General features: G+C 72.5%; 15 protein-coding genes. 8 read left to right on the top strand and 7 right to left on the bottom strand.

Features of this window, described 5'->3' with window-relative positions; translation table 11 throughout:
- The first annotated feature begins 5 nt into the window (after window positions 1-5).
- Window positions 6-1,028 (top strand): class I fructose-bisphosphate aldolase, encoded by a 1,023-nt coding sequence (locus ACILRF_RS01145; protein WP_395670424.1) that lies wholly within the window; start codon window positions 6-8, stop codon window positions 1,026-1,028.
- Between the two features lie 125 nt (window positions 1,029-1,153).
- Here ACILRF_RS01145 and hemC read toward each other — a convergent pair whose 3' ends face one another.
- On the bottom strand, window positions 1,154-2,110 hold the full coding sequence (gene hemC, locus ACILRF_RS01140) for a hydroxymethylbilane synthase (RefSeq protein ID WP_395670423.1): 957 nt from the start codon (window positions 2,108-2,110) through the stop codon (window positions 1,154-1,156).
- A gap of 72 nt (window positions 2,111-2,182) precedes the next feature.
- Here hemC and tsaD point away from each other — a divergent pair, with 72 nt between their 5' ends.
- Genes tsaD through ACILRF_RS01120 form a run of 4 tightly spaced genes read left to right on the top strand, consistent with a single transcriptional unit; the run spans window position 2,183 to window position 4,936 of the window.
- Window positions 2,183-3,271 carry a tRNA (adenosine(37)-N6)-threonylcarbamoyltransferase complex transferase subunit TsaD gene (gene tsaD / locus ACILRF_RS01135; protein ID WP_395670422.1) on the top strand — a complete coding sequence of 363 codons (1,089 nt, stop codon included), beginning with the start codon at window positions 2,183-2,185 and terminating at the stop codon, window positions 3,269-3,271.
- Window positions 3,268-4,257, top strand: a complete 990-nt coding sequence (locus ACILRF_RS01130) for an NAD(P)H-dependent glycerol-3-phosphate dehydrogenase (RefSeq protein ID WP_395670421.1) — start codon at window positions 3,268-3,270, stop codon at window positions 4,255-4,257. Before tsaD ends, ACILRF_RS01130 begins: the two co-directional genes overlap by 4 nt.
- A 3-nt stretch (window positions 4,258-4,260) precedes the next feature.
- Complete coding sequence (locus ACILRF_RS01125) at window positions 4,261-4,551, top strand: YciI family protein (RefSeq protein WP_395670420.1); 291 nt, start codon at window positions 4,261-4,263, stop codon at window positions 4,549-4,551.
- A 22-nt stretch (window positions 4,552-4,573) separates the two neighbouring features.
- Window positions 4,574-4,936 carry a Rieske (2Fe-2S) protein gene (locus tag ACILRF_RS01120; RefSeq protein WP_395670454.1) on the top strand — a complete coding sequence of 121 codons (363 nt, stop codon included), beginning with the start codon at window positions 4,574-4,576 and terminating at the stop codon, window positions 4,934-4,936.
- On the opposite strand, the gene ACILRF_RS01115 is transcribed toward ACILRF_RS01120, so the two are convergent.
- Together ACILRF_RS01115 and ACILRF_RS01110 are read right to left on the bottom strand one after the other, a co-directional pair.
- Entirely contained in the window at window positions 4,933-5,676 is a 744-nt protein-coding gene (locus ACILRF_RS01115; protein ID WP_395670419.1) for a creatininase family protein, read from the bottom strand. The genes ACILRF_RS01120 and ACILRF_RS01115 overlap by 4 nt on opposite strands.
- A 19-nt stretch (window positions 5,677-5,695) precedes the next feature.
- The gene (locus tag ACILRF_RS01110) at window positions 5,696-6,205 is read right to left on the bottom strand and encodes a hypothetical protein (protein ID WP_395670418.1); all 510 of its coding nucleotides are present in this window, start codon (window positions 6,203-6,205) and stop codon (window positions 5,696-5,698) included.
- 165 nt (window positions 6,206-6,370) lie between these two features.
- Between ACILRF_RS01110 and acs the strand changes: the two genes are divergently transcribed.
- Window positions 6,371-8,266, top strand: a complete 1,896-nt coding sequence (acs, locus tag ACILRF_RS01105) for an acetate--CoA ligase (protein WP_395670453.1) — start codon at window positions 6,371-6,373, stop codon at window positions 8,264-8,266.
- Window positions 8,267-8,394: 128 nt separating this feature from the next.
- Window positions 8,395-9,237 carry a small ribosomal subunit Rsm22 family protein gene (locus ACILRF_RS01100; RefSeq protein ID WP_395670417.1) on the top strand — a complete coding sequence of 281 codons (843 nt, stop codon included), beginning with the start codon at window positions 8,395-8,397 and terminating at the stop codon, window positions 9,235-9,237.
- A gap of 36 nt (window positions 9,238-9,273) precedes the next feature.
- On the opposite strand, the gene ACILRF_RS01095 is transcribed toward ACILRF_RS01100, so the two are convergent.
- On the bottom strand, window positions 9,274-10,221 hold the full coding sequence (locus tag ACILRF_RS01095; RefSeq protein WP_395670416.1) for a DUF6607 family protein: 948 nt from the start codon (window positions 10,219-10,221) through the stop codon (window positions 9,274-9,276).
- Window positions 10,222-10,241: 20 nt separating this feature from the next.
- A complete protein-coding gene (locus ACILRF_RS01090) occupies window positions 10,242-12,443 on the bottom strand; it encodes a TonB-dependent hemoglobin/transferrin/lactoferrin family receptor (RefSeq protein ID WP_395670415.1) in 2,202 nt (733 codons plus the stop codon).
- Between the two features lie 226 nt (window positions 12,444-12,669).
- Between ACILRF_RS01090 and ACILRF_RS01085 the strand changes: the two genes are divergently transcribed.
- Window positions 12,670-15,510 (top strand): M16 family metallopeptidase, encoded by a 2,841-nt coding sequence (locus tag ACILRF_RS01085; protein WP_395670414.1) that lies wholly within the window; start codon window positions 12,670-12,672, stop codon window positions 15,508-15,510.
- On the opposite strand, the gene ACILRF_RS01080 is transcribed toward ACILRF_RS01085, so the two are convergent.
- Together ACILRF_RS01080 and ACILRF_RS01075 are read right to left on the bottom strand one after the other, a co-directional pair.
- Window positions 15,497-16,810 carry an Hsp70 family protein gene (locus ACILRF_RS01080; RefSeq protein WP_395670413.1) on the bottom strand — a complete coding sequence of 438 codons (1,314 nt, stop codon included), beginning with the start codon at window positions 16,808-16,810 and terminating at the stop codon, window positions 15,497-15,499. The genes ACILRF_RS01085 and ACILRF_RS01080 overlap by 14 nt on opposite strands.
- Window positions 16,807-18,042 (bottom strand): phosphate acyltransferase (locus ACILRF_RS01075; RefSeq protein ID WP_395670412.1); only part of this gene is annotated, 1,236 nt, incomplete at its 5' end. The genes ACILRF_RS01075 and ACILRF_RS01080, both read right to left, overlap by 4 nt.

Here is an 18,042-nt window from a genome sequence, read left to right as displayed (position 1 = left end):
CTTCGATGAATCTCGCGGCTCTGAACGACATCGCCGAGAAGATGGTGACGCCCGGCAAGGGCATCCTGGCGGCCGACGAAAGCCACGGCACCATCCAGAAGCGCTTCGACGCCATCGGCGTGGAGAACACCGAGGACAACCGCCGCGCCTATCGCGAGCTGCTGTTCCGCTCGACCGAGGCGATGAAGAACCACGTCTCCGGCGTGATCCTGTTCGAAGAGACGCTCTATCAGAACGCCGCCGACGGCACGCCGCTGGTCGAGCTGATCGCCCAGGCCGGCTCGGTCCCGGGCATCAAGGTCGACAAGGGGGCCAAGCCGATGCCGGGCTTCCCGGGCGAGACGATCACCGAGGGCCTCGACGGCCTCGGCGAGCGTCTGAAGAAGGACTATGAGCGCGGCGCCCGCTTCGCCAAGTGGCGCGCGGTCATCGACATCGCCGACGGCATCCCGACCTGGGGCGCGGTCAAGGCCAATGCCCACGCCCTGGCCCGCTACGCCGCCATCTGCCAGGCCAACCAGATCGTCCCGATCGTCGAGCCCGAGATCCTGATGGACGGCGCCCACGACATCGGCCGCTGCGACGACGTCACCCGCTGGGTCCTGCAGACCGTGTTCCAGGAGTTGTTCGAACAGCGCGTGGCGCTGGAAGGCATCGTCCTGAAGCCGAACATGGTCGTCTGCGGCAAGAAGTGCGACAAGCGCGCCTCGGTCGAGGAAGTCGCCACCCGCACCATCGCCGCCCTGAAGGCCACCGTCCCGTCGGCCGTGCCGGGCATCGCCTATCTGTCGGGCGGCCAGTCGGACGAGGAGGCCACCGCCCACCTCGACGCCATGAACCGCATCGGCGGCTTCCCGTGGAAGATGACCTTCTCCTACGGCCGCGCCCTGCAGGCCGCGCCGCAGAAGGCCTGGTCGGGCAAGACCGAGAACGTCGCCGCCGCCCAGGCCGCCTTCGCCCACCGCGCCCGGATGAACGGCCTCGCCAGCCTCGGTCAGTGGGAAGGCGCGCTCGAAAAGGCGGCCTGATCTAGGCCCTCTCCTTCATCCTCTCCCTCTCGTCGCTGCGCTCGGGGGGAGAGGAGGCGGCAGCGCCACGCATTACCTCCTCTCCTCCCGCGAAGCGGAGAGGGAGAGGGAGAGGGCTCCGGGCCCTAGATCGCGTCCCCGGCGTCGGCCTTCACGGCCAGGCCCAGCGACCAGCCGAGATCGTGGGCCGAGCCGAACGGGTCGGCGAGCTGGGCGTATTCCGTCTCGCCGGCATGGCGGAAGCGGCGCGCGCCGTCCGAGGACAGCGCCTCGACGATCAGTTTCAACGAGCCGCCCTCCAGCCAGGCGTGGGCGCCGATGGCGGTGCGGCAAGAGCCTTCCAGCGCCATCAGCGCCCCGCGCTCGGCGGCGACCGCCAGCGCGGTCGGCTGGTGGCGCAGCGCCTGCACCCAGGGCAGGTCCTGGTCGGCCTCGCGGGTCTCGATCGCCAGCGCGCCCTGGCCGGGGGCCGGCGGGCATTCCTTGGGATCGATCAGGCTCTGCGGCAGATGGCCGAGGCCGAGCCGGCGCAGGCCGGCATAGGCCAGCAGGATGGCGTCGGCCTCGCCGGCCTGCAGCTTGGCCAGCCGGGTATCGACGTTGCCGCGCAGCAGTTGGACATCCAGGTCCGGCCGCCGGTGCAGCATCTGCGCCTGCCGCCGCAGGCTGGCGGTGCCGAGCCGCGCGCCTTGCGGGAGGTCTTCCAGGCGCTCCGGCCCGCGGCTCAGGAAGGCGTCGCGGGGGTCCTCGCGCTCCGGAACGGCGGCGATGACCAGGCCCGGCGGCCGTTCGGCCGGCACGTCCTTCAGCGAGTGGACCGCGCAGTCGATGCGGCCGTCCAGCAGCGCCTCCTCGATCTCCTTGGTGAACAGGCCCTTGCCGCCGATCTCCAGCAGCCGGCGGTCCTGCACCCGGTCGCCGGTGGTGGTGATGACGATCAGCGGGGCGACCCGCTCGACCTCGGCCGGATCCTCGGGGTTGGCGCCGAGGGCGGCGGCGATGCGGCGCTGCACCGTGCCCGACTGGGCGAGCGACAGGCGGGAGCCTCGGGCCCCGATCCGGACGGGCGGTTGCGTGGGCACGGTCGGCGGTCTACCTGCAAGCCTCAAGAACAGAAGCGCCTGCTACAGGAGCCGGCGCCCCCCGGCAACCGGATGACCCTGACCCAAACCGTCCTTGGCCTTGAGACGAGTTGCGACGAAACCGCCGCCGCCGTCGTGTGCCTGGAAGACGGAAGGGCCGAGGTCCTGTCGTCCGTGGTCGGAACCCAGGTCGCCGAGCACGCGCCGTTCGGCGGCGTGGTGCCGGAGATCGCCGCCCGCGCTCACGTCGAGCGGATCGACGAGCTGGCCCGCGCGGCGATGGCCCAGGCCGGCGTCGGCTACGCGGACCTGACCGGGGTCGCCGCCACGGCCGGGCCGGGTCTGGTTGGCGGGGTGATGGTCGGCCTGTCGTTCGGCAAGGCGGTCGCCCTCGCCCGCGGCCTGCCGCTGGTCGCCGTCAACCACCTGGAGGGCCATGCGGTCTCGGCGCGCCTCGGGTCCGACGTCGCCTATCCCTTCCTGCTGCTGCTGGTCTCCGGCGGCCATTGCCAGCTGCTCGAGGTCGAGGGCGTCGGCGCCTGCCGCCGGCTCGGCTCGACCATCGACGACGCGGCCGGCGAGGCTTTCGACAAGATCGCCAAGACCCTCGGCCTGCCCTATCCCGGCGGCCCCGCCCTGGAGAAGCTGGCCGAGGGCGGCGATCCCGACCGCTATGTGCTCCCGCGCATGCTGCTCGGCCGAAAGGACTGCGACTTCTCCTTCTCCGGCCTGAAGACCGCCGCCGCCCGCATCGCCGAGGGCCTGACCGACGAGCCCCAGCGCCGCGACCTGGCCGCCGCCGTCCAGACCGCCATCGCCGCCCAGCTGACCGAGCGCAGCGACCGGGCCATGGCCGCCTACGCCGCCGCCCACGCCGGGCGGGGCCTGCGCTTCGTGGTGGCCGGCGGGGTGGCCGCCAACCGCACGGTGCGCGCCCGGCTGGAGACCGCCGCCGCGGCCCGCGGCTTCTCGTTCCACGCCCCGCCGCTGGCCTACTGCACCGACAATGCGGCGATGATCGCCCTGGCCGGCGCCGAGCGGCTGGCGCTCGGCCTTCAGGACCCGCTGGATGCAGCCGCCCGGCCGCGCTGGCCGTTGGACGCCGCGGCGGCGGCCGCCAACCCGACCCATGTCCCGGGCCGCAAGGGAGCGAAAGCATGAAGACGGCCGGTGTGATCGGCGGCGGCGCCTGGGGCACGGCCCTGGCCAGCGTCTGCGCCCGGGCGGGGCTTGAGACCACCCTCTGGGCCCGCGAGCCGGAGGTGGTCGAGGCCATCAACGGCGAGCGCCAGAACAGCCTGTTCCTGCCCGGCGTCGACCTCGACCCGCAGATCCGCGCCACCGGCGATTTCGTCGACCTCGCCGGCTGCGACCTGATCCTGGCGGTCCCGCCGGCCCAGCACCTGCGCGCCACCCTGGCGGCCTTCACCCCCCACGCCCGGCCCGGCCTGCCGATCGCCCTGTGCGCCAAGGGGGTCGAGCAAAGCACGCTCAAGCTGATGACCGAGGTGCTGGCCGAGGCCTGCCCGCAGGCCGCGCCCGCCGTGCTGTCAGGCCCGAGCTTCGCCGGCGAGGTCGCCCGCGGTCTGCCGACGGCGGTCACCCTGGCCTGTCCGGACGAGGCGCTCGGCTGGGCCCTGGTCGAGGCGCTCGCCACCCCGACCTTCCGGCCCTACCTCGCCGCCGACATGATCGGGGCCGAGGCCGGGGGGGCGGTGAAGAACGTGCTGGCCATCGCCTGCGGCATCGTCGAGGGCCGAGGCCTCGGCCGCTCCGCCCACGCCGCCCTGATCACCCGCGGCTTCTCCGAACTGACCCGCCTCGCCGTCGCGCTCGGCGGCCGGCCGGAGACCGTCGCCGGCCTCTGCGGCCTCGGCGACCTGGTCCTGACCTGCTCCAGCCCGCAGTCGCGCAACATGAGCGTCGGCCTGGCGCTGGGGGCCGGCAAGACGCTGGAGGAGGCCCTGGCCGGCAAGCTGTCGGTCGCCGAAGGCGTCGCCTCCGCCCCCGCCGTCCGCCAGCTGGCGCACAAGCTCGGCGTCGATGCGCCGATCTGCGACGCCGTCGCCGCCATCCTGGCCGGGGAGGCGGATGTCGACGCCGCCATCCGCGGCCTGCTCTCGAGACCTCTCCGCGAAGAAAGCTGACAGATGCCGCTCTACATCCTGACCTGCCACGACAAGACGGGCGCCCTCGACCTGCGCATGGCGACGCGCGAGGCGCACCTGGCCTGGGCCGCCGAGCACAAGACCGGCGCCCTCAAGCTCGGCGGGCCGCTGCTGTCCGAGGACGACGCCATGGCCGGCTCGTTCTTCATCGTCGAAGCCGACAGCAAGGCCGAGGTCAAGGCCTTCAACGCCTCCGACCCCTACACGAAGGCCGGCCTCTGGGACCGCGTCGAGATCAGCCGCTTCCGCGCGGTCATCGGCCCGCAACTCTAGGCGCGATTTTGGGCGTGCCGCGATTTTGGGCGTGAGCGAAAACCCGGCCCGTCCGGCGGCCGGCGTGCGCCTGTGCACGCTGGCCGAGATCGCCGATCCCGGCGGGAAAAGCTTCCGGTTCCGGGCCGAGGCCAAGCTGTTCGCCGGCTTCGTCCTCCGGCGCGGCGACACCGTCACCGGCTTCGTCGACAGCTGCCCGCACGCCGGCTGGCCGCTGGCGCCGTTCGACGACCGCTACCTGACGCGGGACCAGCGCCACATCCTGTGCGCCGGCCACGGGGCGCTGTTCACCCTCGACGGCCAGTGCGTGGTCGGCCCCTGTGAGGGCGAGGCCCTGACACCCTGGCCGGTGGAACTGCGCGGCGGCGAGGTCTGGACGGCCTAGCCCTCGCGCTCGAACTCCGCCACGTCCTCGATCAGCGCCGCCGCCGCCGTCGCCACCAGCTCGCCGCCCTTTTCCGGCGTCGCCTGGCCGGGGTCCGAGCCCATCCGGCCGTCGGCGTAGCGGCCGCGAAAGTCCGCCGCCTCGCGGATCGGCCCGGTCGGCGCGATCTGCGGCGCGTAGTTCGCCGACTTGATGGCGTGCGGATAGGCCCACTGGGTCACCGCGATCTCCGACGGCGTCGCGTGGCTGCCGTGGCCCTCGGGGAACTGCCGGGCGGCCAGCCGCATCACCCCTTTGAGGTCCCACCAGTTCTTCAGCTTGCAGGCGTACCCCGCCTTGCGCCCGGCATAGCTCGCCTCGGCGTAGAGCTCGGAGAACGCCGCCTCGATGGTCGCCACGTTGCCGCCGTGGCCGTTGAGGAAATAGAGCTGCTCGAAGCCGTGGTGCGCGAGGCTGCGGCACCAGTCGCCGATCGCCAGCATGAAGGTCGAGGGGCGCAGCGCGATGGTCCCCGGGAAGTCCAGGTGATGCTGCGCCATGCCGATGTTGAAGGTCGGCGCGACCAGCAGCCCCGGCGCGATCTTCTGCGCCTCGTGGGCGATGATCTCCGGGCACAGCCAGTCGGTGCCGAGCAGGCCCGTCGGGCCGTGCTGCTCGTTGGAGCCGATGGGGATCACCACCGCCTTGGACTTCGCCAGCTGCGCCTCGATCTCGGCCCAGGTGGACAGGTGCAGCAGCATGACGGGGCCTCCTTGCGGCTCAGTCGGCGGCGACCGCCGGGTCCAGCCGCACCACCAGGTCGCCGGCCGGCATGGCGACCAGCCGCCAGTGGTCGCCATCCTCGGACTTCTGGCGCGCGAACACCAGCCGGCAGAGTCCCGCCGCGTCCTTGACGCAGGCCCGCCGCCGCCCTTCCAGCTCGACCAGCGGCGTCACCGCCTCGGCGCTCGGCGGCGTCATCAGCGGCATGCCCGACCCGTCGATCAGCCGGAAGGCGTCCGGCCCGATCATCCGGTCGAGGGCGAACTCGGACGGCCCGCCGTCGACCTCGAGTCCCTGGGCCCGGGCCACCTCGACCAGCTGGCCGCGAAGATCTTCGCGCACGGCCCGGCGGTCGACGGCGGCTTCGAAGGCCATCCGATCGCGCGCCACCACGGCCGAGAACAGCGCCTGCGCCGCCGCCGCGGCGTCCTTGCGGGCGCCGGACTCGCACGCCCCGACGCTTGCTGACAGCGCCACGATCAGCAGCGCCCTGCCCAAACGAACCATCGCCGGAACATGGCCGCCTCGCCGCCGCCCCGCAACGTCCCATCGCACCCGTGTTGCGCCCGCACGCCCTTCCCGCTTAGTGATCCACAAGCTTTTGAAGGAGAGCGTCGCGTGTCCGATAACGAGGTCTTCCCGGTTCCCGCGGAGTGGTCCGAGGGCGCGCGGATGGACGCGGCGGGGTACGAGGCCGCGGCGCGTCGGGCGTCGGCCGATCCCGACGGCTACTGGCGCGAGGTCGCCGGCCGCCTCGACTGGCTGACGCCGCCGACCGCGATCAAGGACGTCTCGTTCGACGCCGAGGATTTCCGCATCCGCTGGTACGCCGACGGCGTGCTCAACGTCAGCGTCAACTGCCTCGACCGCCACCTCGCCGAGCGCGGCGACCAGGTGGCGGTGATCTGGGAGAGCGACGACCCGGAGGTCTATGACGCCTTCACCTACCGCCAGCTCCACGCCGAGGTCTGCCGCTGGGCCAACGTCCTGAAGGGGCGGGGCGTCGGGAAGGGCGACCGGGTCACCCTCTACCTGCCGATGATCCCGGCGGCGGCGGCGGCGATGCTGGCCTGCAGCCGGATCGGCGCGGTGCATTCGGTGGTCTTCGGCGGCTTCTCGCCCGACAGCCTGGCCGGCCGCATCCAGGACTGCGGCTCCACCGTGGTGATCACCGCCGACGAGGGCGTGCGCGGCGGCAAGACCGTGCCGCTGAAGCGCAACGTCGACGAGGCGCTGAAGACCTGCCCCGGCGTCACCGACGTCATCGTCGTGCGCCGCACCCGCGCCGACGTGCCGATGACGCCCGGCCGCGACGCCTACTATTCGGACCTCAAGCAGGGCGTGCCCGACACCTGCGAGCCCGAGCCGATGGGGGCCGAGGACCCGCTGTTCATCCTCTACACCTCCGGCTCGACGGGAAAGCCCAAGGGCGTGCTGCACACCACCGGCGGCTACCTGGCCTGGGCGGCCCACACCCACGAGCTGGTCTTCGACCACCGGCCGGGCGAGGTCTTCTGGTGCACCGCCGACGTCGGCTGGGTCACCGGCCACAGCTATGTGGTCTATGGGCCGCTGGCCAACGGCGCCACGACCCTGATGTTCGAGGGCGTGCCCAACTACCCGACCTCCTCGCGGTTCTGGGAGGTGATCGACAAGCACGAGGTGGCGACCTTCTACACCGCGCCGACCGCCATCCGCGCCCTGATGCGCGAGGGCGAGGGGCCCGTGCAGGCGACCTCGCGCAAGTCCCTGCGCCTCCTGGGCAGCGTCGGGGAGCCGATCAATCCCGAGGCCTGGCTGTGGTTCCACCGGGTGGTCGGCGAGGGCCGCTGCCCGATCGTCGACACCTGGTGGCAGACCGAGACCGGCGGCATCCTGATGAGCCCGCTGCCGGGCGCAACGCCGCTCAAGCCCGGCTCCTGCGCCCGGCCGCTGCCGGGCGTGCAGCCGCAGCTGGTCGACTCGGGCGGCCAGGTGCTCACCGGCGCGACGTCCGGCGGCCTGTGCCTGGCCGACAGCTGGCCCGGCCAGATGCGCAGCGTCTGGGGCGACCACGAACGGTTCATCCAGACCTATTTCACCACCTATCCCGGCAAGTACTTCACCGGCGACGGGGCCCGCCGCGACGAGGACGGCTACTACTGGATCACCGGCCGCGTCGACGACGTCATCAACGTCTCGGGCCACCGGCTCGGCACCGCCGAGATCGAGAGCGCCCTCGTCGCCAACGCCAACGTCGCCGAGGCCGCCGTCGTCGGCTTCCCGCACCCGGTCAAGGGCCAGGGCATCTACTGCTTCGTCACCCTCAAGGCCGACGTCACGCCGACCGACATCCTGCAGGCCGAGCTGAAGGGCTGGGTGCGCCGCGAGATCGGCCCGTTCGCCGCCCCCGACGTCGTCCAGTTCGCCCCCGGCCTGCCCAAGACCCGCTCCGGCAAGATCATGCGCCGCATCCTGCGCAAGATCGCCGAAGACGACCTCGCCAACCTCGGCGACACCTCCACCCTCGCCGACCCCGCCGTCGTCGAGGACCTGGTCGCCGGCCGGACCGCGGCGGTCGCAAGCTGAGCGTCGAACTGCCCTCCGGCCTGCGCGCGGCGCTGGATCGCGAGCTTCAGGGGATCTCGCGCCGCGACCTCGCCGAACGCACGGCCCGCACCTCGGCGGCCTACCGCGCCGGCCAGGCCTCGGCCGGGGTGATCACCGGGCTCGAGGACGCCCTGGCCTATTCCCTGGCCCGGTTGCCCGGGACCTATGCCGCCTGCCTTCGCGCCTTCGCCGAGGCCGCCGCGGTCGCGCCGGCCTTCTCGCCGCGCACGATGCTCGACGCCGGCTCCGGCCCGGCGGCGGCCAGCTGGGCGGCGCTTGCGACCTGGGGCGCGATCGCCGAGGTCGCCTGGCTGGATTCCAGCGCCCCGTTCCTCGACCTGGCTGGACGGCTGGCGGCGGATGGCCCGCCGCAGCTTCGCGCCTCGCGCCGCACCCGCGCCGACCTCACCGCCGACGCCGACCTGCCGGCCGCCGACCTGGTGGTCGCCAGCTACGCCCTGGCCGAGATCGCCCCCGCCGCGCTCGGCCCGCTGGTGGATCGCCTCTGGCGGGCGACCGCCGGCGTCCTCGTTCTGGTCGAGCCCGGCACGCCGGCCGGCTTTTCGCGCCTGCGGACCGCCCGCGCGGCGCTGACCACCGCCGGCGGCGGCCTGCTCGCCCCCTGCCCGCACGAGGGCGCCTGCCCGATCGCCGGCTCCGACTGGTGCCACTTCCGGGTCCGCGTCCCCCGCTCCCGCGACCACCGCCTCGCCAAGGGCGCCGACGCCCCGTTCGAAGACGAGAAGTTCGCCTACCTGGCGGTGGCGCGTCCCGCTGTCGCCGTCGGCCCGCGCCACACCCGCATCCTCACGCCGCCAAAGACCGCCAAGCCGGGCATCGAATTCCGCGTCTGCACGCCCGAGGGCATCGCCCCGCGCTTCATCCCCCGTCGGGACAAGCCCGCCCACGCGCAGGCCCGGCGGCTGGACTGGGGCGACGTGCTGCCCTGATCGCCCAGCTCCCTCCTGTTCATGGGAGGGAGATGCCTACCGGCGCGCGGTTTCCTCGCCGATCAACGCGCGAGCCTGCGGGAGCGCGTCGGTCGTCGTCAGCTTGCCCGCCGCGATCTCGTCGGCGAGGCCCATGAGCTTGGGGCCGGTCACCGAGCCGGCCTGCGCCTCCTCGCGGACGGCGATGCTGCGGCGCCGCGCCGCCGCGTCCCAGGCTTTGCGGACCTCGGCCCAGTAGGCCTTGGTCGCAGCCCAATAGGCATCGGCGGCGCCCACGTTGTAGCCGTCGAACTTCGTGTAGCTGTTGGTCACCACCTCGTGGACGTAGGTCACGGGCCGGCCCTCGCGCAGGCCGACCTTGGCGTTGTCCTGCTCGTGCACCCAGCCGGCCGGGGTCAGGGCGTGGCGGTTCTGGCCGACGTACCAGGTGTAGGCCGGGTGGCGGACCGCGTCGCGGCGGGCCAGGGGCCGCAGGGTGGCGTCGCTGGTCCACCGGGCGACGCCGTGGTCGTAGGCCCACCGGCCGACGCCGCCATAGCGCGGGCTGTCGTCCGTCTGCCAGACCGTCTGCGACCAGGCGCCCTTGCGGGCCGCCGCCGCGACCGGCTTCAGCGTCCAACGGCCGGAGCTTTCGTAGGCCAGCACCTCGGACGGCTCGTAGGTCCAGTCCTGCCGCCAGTGCTTGATCACCATCGCTTTCTCGTCCGGCCCTTCGGCGACCAGCAGGTGCTGCAGGCTGATGAAGCCGTCGCGGTCCTCGATCACCCGCACCGACTCGTAGCCGCCGCTCAATTTCGGCTCGAGCGGCTTGTAGTCGGCGACGAAGGGCGTGGTCTCTCGCATGTCGAACCGCACGCGGTAGTCCCCGGCCATGGCCAGGATCGAGGCGCGGTCACGCTCCGGCGCCGTCCCCGCCGCGACGGCGGGGAGATGGATGGCGAAGGCCAGGCCGAGGGCGGCGAGGCAGGTGCGGCGGGTGGTCATCGGCAGATGCTCCGAACCGGTCAGAAATCAATGGCGAGGGAGACCGAGACGTTGCGTCCCGGCTGGGTGTAGGCGTCGCGGCTGACGGACGTCGCGGAAAGGCCCCGAGCGTCCGACCACCACCAATACGTCTCGTCCGTCAGGTTGAAGACCCCGGCCCGCAGGGTCGCCCCGTCGGCGACGCGCCAGAAGCCGGTGACGTCCACCAGGGTGAAGGACGGCGGCACGAAACAGGTCGGCGTGCAGGCGACGCCGAGGCGGTCTTCGTCCTTCCTAAGGACATGGGTCGCCACCGCCTGGCCGCCGAACGCGCCGGAGGCCGACCGCCAGGTCAGGCCGGCGACCAGCTTGACCGGATCGATGCTGGGCAGGGCCGTCTTGGCCGCGGCGATGGCGTCGCCCTTCGACCAGGCCGCCCCGGCGAAGCCGCCGAACCCGTTGTCGAGGGAAAAACGGCCCTTGGCCTCGACGCCGTGGATCTTCACCCGGCCGATGTTGACGAACTGATAGGTCGCCGGGTCCGTCGGCGTGAAGGTGCCGCCGACCTGGATCTGCTCGATGAAGTTGTCGTACTCGCCGGCGAAGCCCGCGACCTCGGCCGACCACGTCCGAGTGGTCCAGCGGGCGCCCCCCTCGATGGTCTTGCTGGTCTCCGGCTCCAGGTCCGGATTGGGGATCGAGCGGTAGTTCTGGATCGGGTTGGCGAAGGCGTTGTTCACCTGGCTGGGCGACGGCGCCTTGAAGCCCTGGCCGTAGTTGACGAACACGCCCAGCTCCTCGCGCGGCTTCAGCAGCACGCCGAGCTTCGGCGACAGCCGCCCGTCGCTGGACTTGGCCACGGCGACGAAGCCCGGCAGCAGGGCGTCGGTCTTCGGCTCCAGTTCGTACCAGTCGTAGCGCAGGGCCGGGAACAGGCTCAGCTTGCCGTCGAACAGGGCGATCTCGTCCTGAGCGAAGACGCCGACCAGGGTGTAGTCCGTGTTGGGGAAGGCCCGGGTCGGGAACGGCTCGCCGGCCGGCGGCACGGCGCCGTCGCGCACGCCTTCCTGGCGGGTGATCGAGGCGTCGACCCCGGCCACCCATTCATGGGTCAGGCCGGCGGCCTCGACCTTGCCCTGGATCTCCGCCGCCGCGCCGACCACCCGGTTGTCGAAAGTGTTGCGGCGGATGCGGTCGGCGGCGGTGTTGCGGTCCTCGAAGGTGAGTTGCTGGGTCTCCGCCCACTGGCCGTAGACGCTCCACGACAGCTGCGACACCGGCCCGCCGGATAGCTGCCAGCGGTGATCCAGGCCGACCCGGTCGCGCCGGGTGTCGTCGTCGGCCATCAGGCGAACGACGCTGGTCGCGGCCAGCGGCGGTTTGGCGATGCCCGACAGCACGTCGGCCAGGACCTCGCGCTCGAAGTGCTCGGCGGTCAGGCGGAGGCGGTGACCGCCGGCCGGCTCGAACACCAGCTTGCCGAGGAGGCTTTGCGAGCGGACGTCCTGAGGATTGGCGGTCGTGCGGTCGGTGTTGGCCGCCGCGTTGGTCCCTTGCGTCTCCTGTTCGTGACCCTGGCGGTGCGAATAGGCGATCAGCGCCGACAGGTCGCCTTGCCGCCCGGCCGCCATGACGCTGCCGGCGTAGCTGTCGTCCGCCGAGGCATAGGCCCCGCGCACCCGGCCGCCGAAACGGGCGTCGCCGCGCAGGATGTCCGCCGGGTCCTTGGTGGTGAAGCTGACCGCGCCGGCCAGCCCGTCGCTGCCGTAGAGGGCCGAGGCCGGCCCGCGCAGGATCTCCACCTGCTTGATCAGGTCGAGGTCCTGGAAGTCGCCGCGGCCGACCGACTGGGCGCCGAAGCCGAAGGCGTCCGGCGTGCGCACGCCGTCGACCTGGATCAGCACCCGGTTGCCTTCCAGGCCGCGGATGTTGAACCCGGCGTTGCCGTCGCGCCCCGTGGTCCCGAGGGCCGCGCCGAACCGGGCCGGGCTCGAGCGCACCGATACGCCGGGCTCGTAGCGGACCAGGTCCTTGATGTCCGTGGCGATGGACGTCTCGATCTCCTCGGCGGCGATCACGCTGACGCTGGCCGGGACGGCGCTGGCCGGCTTTTCGGTGCGGGTTCCGATGACGGTGAGCGGATCGACCGTCGCCGCCGCGGCCAGAGTCGCCTCTTGTCCGACGGCCGCCGTCGTCTGGATGAACGCCATGGCCGACACGGCCGCGAAAAGTCCGACCCGCATGGAGCCCCCTCAAAAGCTAAGCTGGCGCCGCTTTAATGCGAGTGATTCTTAGAATCAATAGCAGGTTGTGAGCTCCGGCCTGGGCCTGCGGCTTCCCCGACCCCCTCCCCCCCTTCATGGAGAGGGCGATCCGGCCAAGCCGAGTCGGGCGGGGAATGCGCGCCGCGTCCTTTTCCGGCCGCACGCGAGGGCTTAGGTGTGTCTCCCCGCCTCGCCTGGAGCCGCCATGATCCGCACCGCCCGCGCCGCCGCCCTTGGCGTACTCCTGGCGACCGCCGCCCTCGCGCCCCAGGCCCTGGCCCAGGCCGCGACCAGCCAGACCGCCGCCGACCAGGTCCCGCCGATCGCCTACAAGAGCCGGACGCTGGCCAACGGGCTGAAGGTCTTCACCTCGCTCGACCGGACGACCCCGAACGTCACCGTCCAGGTCTGGTACGGCGTCGGCTCGAAGGACGACCCGCAGGGCCGCTCCGGCTTCGCCCACCTCTTCGAGCACATGATGTTCAAGGCGACGCGCAACCTGCCGCCGGAGAGCATCGACCGGATGACCGAGGACGTCGGCGGCTTCAACAACGCCTCCACCTACGACGACTTCACCAACTACTACGAGGTCGTGCCGGCCAATCACCTGGAGCGGCTGCTGTGGGTCGAGGCCGAGCGGATGGGCTCGCTGGTCATCGACGAGACCGCCTTCGAGTCCGAGCGGGACGTCGTCAAGGAAGAGCTGCGCCAGCGGATCCTCGCCGCCCCCTACGGCCGGCTGTTCGGCCTCTACCTGCCGCAGGCCACCTACCAGGCGCACCCCTACAAGCGGCCGGGGATCGGCTCGATCGAGGAGCTGGACGCCGCCACCCTCGACGACGTCCGGGCCTTCCACCAGGCCTATTACCGGCCGGACAACGCCGCCCTGATCGTCGTCGGCAACTTCGACGAGGCGCAGCTGAACGCCTGGATTGACCGCTACTACGGGTCGCTGAAGCGGCCGGCCGATCCGATCCGCCGGGTCAGCGTCGTCGAGCCGCCGCGCACCGAGCCGGGCGTGTTCGATGGCTACGGTTCCAACGTGCCGTTGCCGGCGGTGGCGATCACCTGGAAGGGGCCGGCCGCGTCCAGCCCGGACGCCGCCGCCCTGACCGTGCTCGACGCCATCCTGTCGGCCGGCAAGTCCTCGCGCCTCTACGACAGCCTGATCTACCGCCAGCAGGTGGCCACCGAGGCCTTCTCCTCCGCCGACCTGCCGGCCCAGCCCGGCATGTTCGCGGTCGGGGCGATCCTGGCCAGCGGCAAGACCCTGGCCGACGGCGAGAAGGCCCTGCTGGCCGAAGTCGCCCGCCTGCGCGACGCCCCGCCCTCCGCCGCCGAACTGGCCGAGGCCAAGAACGAGCTGATCGCCGGCAAGCTGCGCGAGCGCGAGACCATCGACGGCCGCGGCTTCGCCCTCGGCTACGCCCTCATGGTCGACGGGGACGCCGCCCAGGCCAACCGCGAACTGGCCGAGCTCGCCGCCGTCACCGCCGCCGACGTCCAGCGCGTCGCCCGCAGGTATCTGGCGCCGAGCGGCCGCATGACCATCCGCTACCGCCCGGAGAGCGAGCGGCCGGCCGGCCAGGCGCCGCCCGCGCCGCCGACCCCGCCGGCCAAGGTCGCCGACTACCGCGGCCCGATCGTCACCCTGGCGCCCGAAGGCCAGCGGGTCGCGCCGCCGGCCATCGCCGCGCCGGTCGCCCCGGTCCTGCCGCGACCGGTCGAGCGCACGCTCCCCAACGGCCTGAGGGTGATCGTCGCCAGGTCCTCCGAACTGCCGCTGGTCACCGCCGACCTGACCGTGAACGCCGGCGGCTGGGCCGACCCGCAGGGCCTGGCCGGCGCCGTCGCCATGACCGCCGACATGCTGCCCGAGGGCACCGCGACCCGCTCGGCCCAGCAGGTGGCGCGCGAGGTCGAAGCCCTGGGCGCAAGCCTGTCGTCCGGCGCCAGCCTGGAGTCGGCCTCCGTCACCCTCAACGCCATGCCGGACAAGCTGGCGGCGGGCATGGCGGTGATGGCCGACGTCACCCGCAACCCGGCCTTCGCCGCCGAAGAGCTGGAGCGTCGGCGCCAGCTGGCCGTCGACAGCCTGTCGGTCGCCTACCAGGATCCGGGCAGCCTCGCCGGTTTCGCCTTCGCGCCGGTGGTGTTCGCCGGCACCGCCTTCGGCCACGTCAGCACCGGCACGCCGGCCTCGCTGGCCAAGCTGACGCCCGACCACCTGCGGGCCCTGCACGGGACCTTCTTCCGGCCGGACAACGCCGTCCTGGTGCTGACCGGCGACATCACCCCGGACCAGGGCTTCGCCCTGGCCGAGCAGGCGTTCGGCGGCTGGGCGAAGCCGGGGTCCCCCCTGCCGAAACCGCCGCAGGCGGCGCCGGCCAACGCGCCGCGGGCGGTCGCCATCGACCTGCCGGGCGCGGGCCAGGCGGCGGTCAACGTGGTCGGCCCCGCGATCGCCCGGCGTGATCCCGACTACTACCCCGGCATGGTGGCCGCGACCGTCCTCGGAGGCGGCTTCTCGGCTCGCCTGAACCAGGAGATCCGGGTCAAGCGCGGGCTGTCGTACGGCGCGCGCGCCCGCCTCGCGGCCGGCCGCAACCTCGGCTCGTTCTCGGCCAGCGCCCAGACCAAGAACGAGTCGGCCGGCGAGGTGCTGGACCTGATCTCCGCCGAGATGACAAAGCTGGCGGCCCAGCCGGCGAGCGCGGCGGAGCTGGCGGCCCGCAAGTCGGTGCTGGTCGGCGGCTTCGGCCGGGAGGTCGCGACCACCGGCGGCCTGGCCAACATCCTCGGCGGCTACGCCCTCGACGGCCTGCCGCTCAGCGAGCTGTCGGCCTACACCGGCAAGGTCGAGGCGGTGTCCGCCGAGCAGGTCCAGGCCTTCACCCGCCGCGTCCTCGACCCGACCCACGCCCACGTCATCGTCGCCGGCGACGCCAAGGCCTTCACCGACGCGCTGAAGACCCGCCGCCCAAACCTGGAGGTGATCCCCGCCGCCGAGGTCGACTTCGACCGGCCGAGCCTCAGGAAGCCCTAGCCGTCCAGCGTCCCAGGTCGCGCTCGCGCCCGATCAGCGCCAGGCCCGAGGCGATGGAATCCAGCTCCGCGCCGGTCTCGATCCGCTCGGTGGGGAACCGCCGGTGGAAGATGTCGCGCACGGCCGGGACCAGGGACGAGCCGCCGGTCAGGAACACCCGGTCGACGGTCGCCGCGTCCAGCCGCGCTGCGACCAGGGCCTGGTCGACCGCCGTCTCGATCTGCTGAAGCTCGGGGGCGATCCAGCCCTCGAACGCGCCGCGCGCCACGTCGCGGACGATGGAGATGCCGCCGGCCTCGAAGCGGAACTCCGCCGCCTCCCGCGCCGACAGCGCCACCTTGAGGTCCGAGACGGCGCGGTAGAGGCGGTAGCCGTAGTTCTCGTCCAGCACCTCGATCAGCCGGGCGATCTTCTCCGGCTCGGTGGCCTCGCGCTCCAGCTTGCGGATCTCGCGCATGTCGCGGCCGGCGGCCAGCAGCGCCAGCTGGTCCCACCGCGCGAAGGCCGAATAGTAGCGGTTGGGGATCGGCAGCACCTTGCCGAAGCTCTCATAGCTCGACCCCTTGCCGAGCTCGGGCGAGACCAGCTGGTCGATGATCCGGTAGTCGAAGGCGTCGCCGGCCACGCCCACCCCCGACCGGCCGAGCGGCGTCGCGCGGATCTGGCCCGCCTCCCGTTCGAACCGGATCACCGAGAAGTCCGAGGTGCCGCCGCCGAAGTCGCCGACCAGCACCGTCGCGTCCTCGGTCAGCGCGCGGGCGAAGAAGAAGGCCGCGCCGACCGGCTCGTAGGCGTAGAGGATCTCCTCGAACCCCAGCCGCCGGAACGCCGCCTCGTAGCGCGAGAGCGCCAGGGCCTCGTTGGGACTGCCGCCCGCGAAGGTCACCGGCCGGCCGACGATCACGCGGGCCGGCAGGCTCGCCGCCCCGCCGTACTCGCGCAGCTTCAGCAGGAAGGTCGAGAGCAGGTCCTCGAACCGGTAGCGCCGGCCGAGGATCTGGGTCTCCGAGAAGCTCTCCTGCGCGGCGAAGGTCTTGAACGACTGGATGAACCGCGTCTCGGCCGGGTCCTCGGCGTAGGCCTCGATGGCCCACGGCCCGGCCGCCACCGTCCGCTCGCGCGGGTGCTCCGGCGGCGCGTGGAACGACAGGGCCGAGCGGACGGCGAACCGCTCGCCGTCCGGCGCCGCGAAGCTCGCCAGCGACGCCGGACCGTCCGGCCCGGCCAGCGCCATCACCGTGTTGGTCGTCCCGAAGTCGATCCCCAGACTTAGCGAGGAGGGGGTCGGGGCGGCGCTCACTCGTCCAGCAGCTGGCGGTCGTAGGCCGCCACGGTCGCCATGTGCAGGATGCGCGACACCGAGGCCGACAGCGGCGTGATCTGCACCGGCTTGGCGAGGCCCAGCAACAGCGGCCCGATCACCGTCGCCCCGCCCATCGACTTCAGCAGCTGGGTCGAGATCGCCGCCGAGTGGATGGCCGGCATGATCAGCACGTTGGCCGGGCCGCTCAGCCGCATGAACGGATAGTTGCCGCGCCGCGCCGGCTCCAGGGCGATCTCCGGCGGCATCTCGCCCTCGTATTCGAAGTCGAGCTCGTACTCGTCGAGCATGGCCACCGCCTCGCGCACCTTCTCGCTGCGCTCGCCCATCGGATTGCCGAACGTCGAATAGCTGATGAACGCCACGCGCGGCTTGTAGCCGAGCGCCTGCACCGCCCGCGCCGCCTCGATGGCGATCTCGACGAGGTCCGTGGCCTCCGGCATCTCGGTGACGTTGGTGTCGGCGATGAACAGCGTCCGGCCCTTGGCCAGCACCACGCTCATGCCCATCACCCGCCCGCCGGGGGCCGGGTCGATGACCCGCAGCACCTCTTCCAGCGCCTGGTCGAAGTTGCGGGTCACGCCGGTGACCATCCCGTCCGCATGCCCCTGCGCCACCATCGAGGCGGCGAAGGAGTTGCGGTCCTGGTTGATCAGCCGCTGCACGTCGCGGCGCAGATAGCCCTCGCGCTGCAGCCGCTCATACAGGGTCTCGACGAAGGCGTCGTTCCACTGCGAGGTGCGGGCGTTGACGATCTCCAGCTTCACCGCGGCCGGATCCAGCCCGACCAGCCGCATGTTCTCGTGGACCAGCTCCTCGCGGCCGACCAGGATCGCATCGCCCAGCCCGCCGGTCTGGAAGGCATAGGCGGCGCGGATCACGCTCGGCTCCTCGCCCTCGGCGAAGACGATCCGCTTGCGCGGCCCGGCCAGCACCGGCCCCTGCAGCTTCTGCAGGAACGCCGCCGTGGGATCGAGCCGCTGGGCCAGGGCCGCGCGATAGGCGTCCATGTCCTCGATCGGCTTGCGCGCCACGCCCGTGTCCATCGCCGCCTGGGCGACGAACGGCGGGATGTACCAGATCAGCCTGGGGTCGAACGGCGTCGGGATGATGTACTGCGGCCCGAACTTCAGCTGCGTGCCGTGATAGGCCGCCGCCACCTCGTCCGGCACGTCCTCGCGCGCCAGCTCGGCCAGGGCGTTGGCGCAGGC

This window comes from Phenylobacterium sp. (genome assembly GCF_044236515.1).
GTDB lineage: Bacteria > Pseudomonadota > Alphaproteobacteria > Caulobacterales > Caulobacteraceae > Phenylobacterium.
Note: the sequence above shows the minus strand (reverse complement) of the source record. Positions and strands in the feature narration are given on the sequence as shown.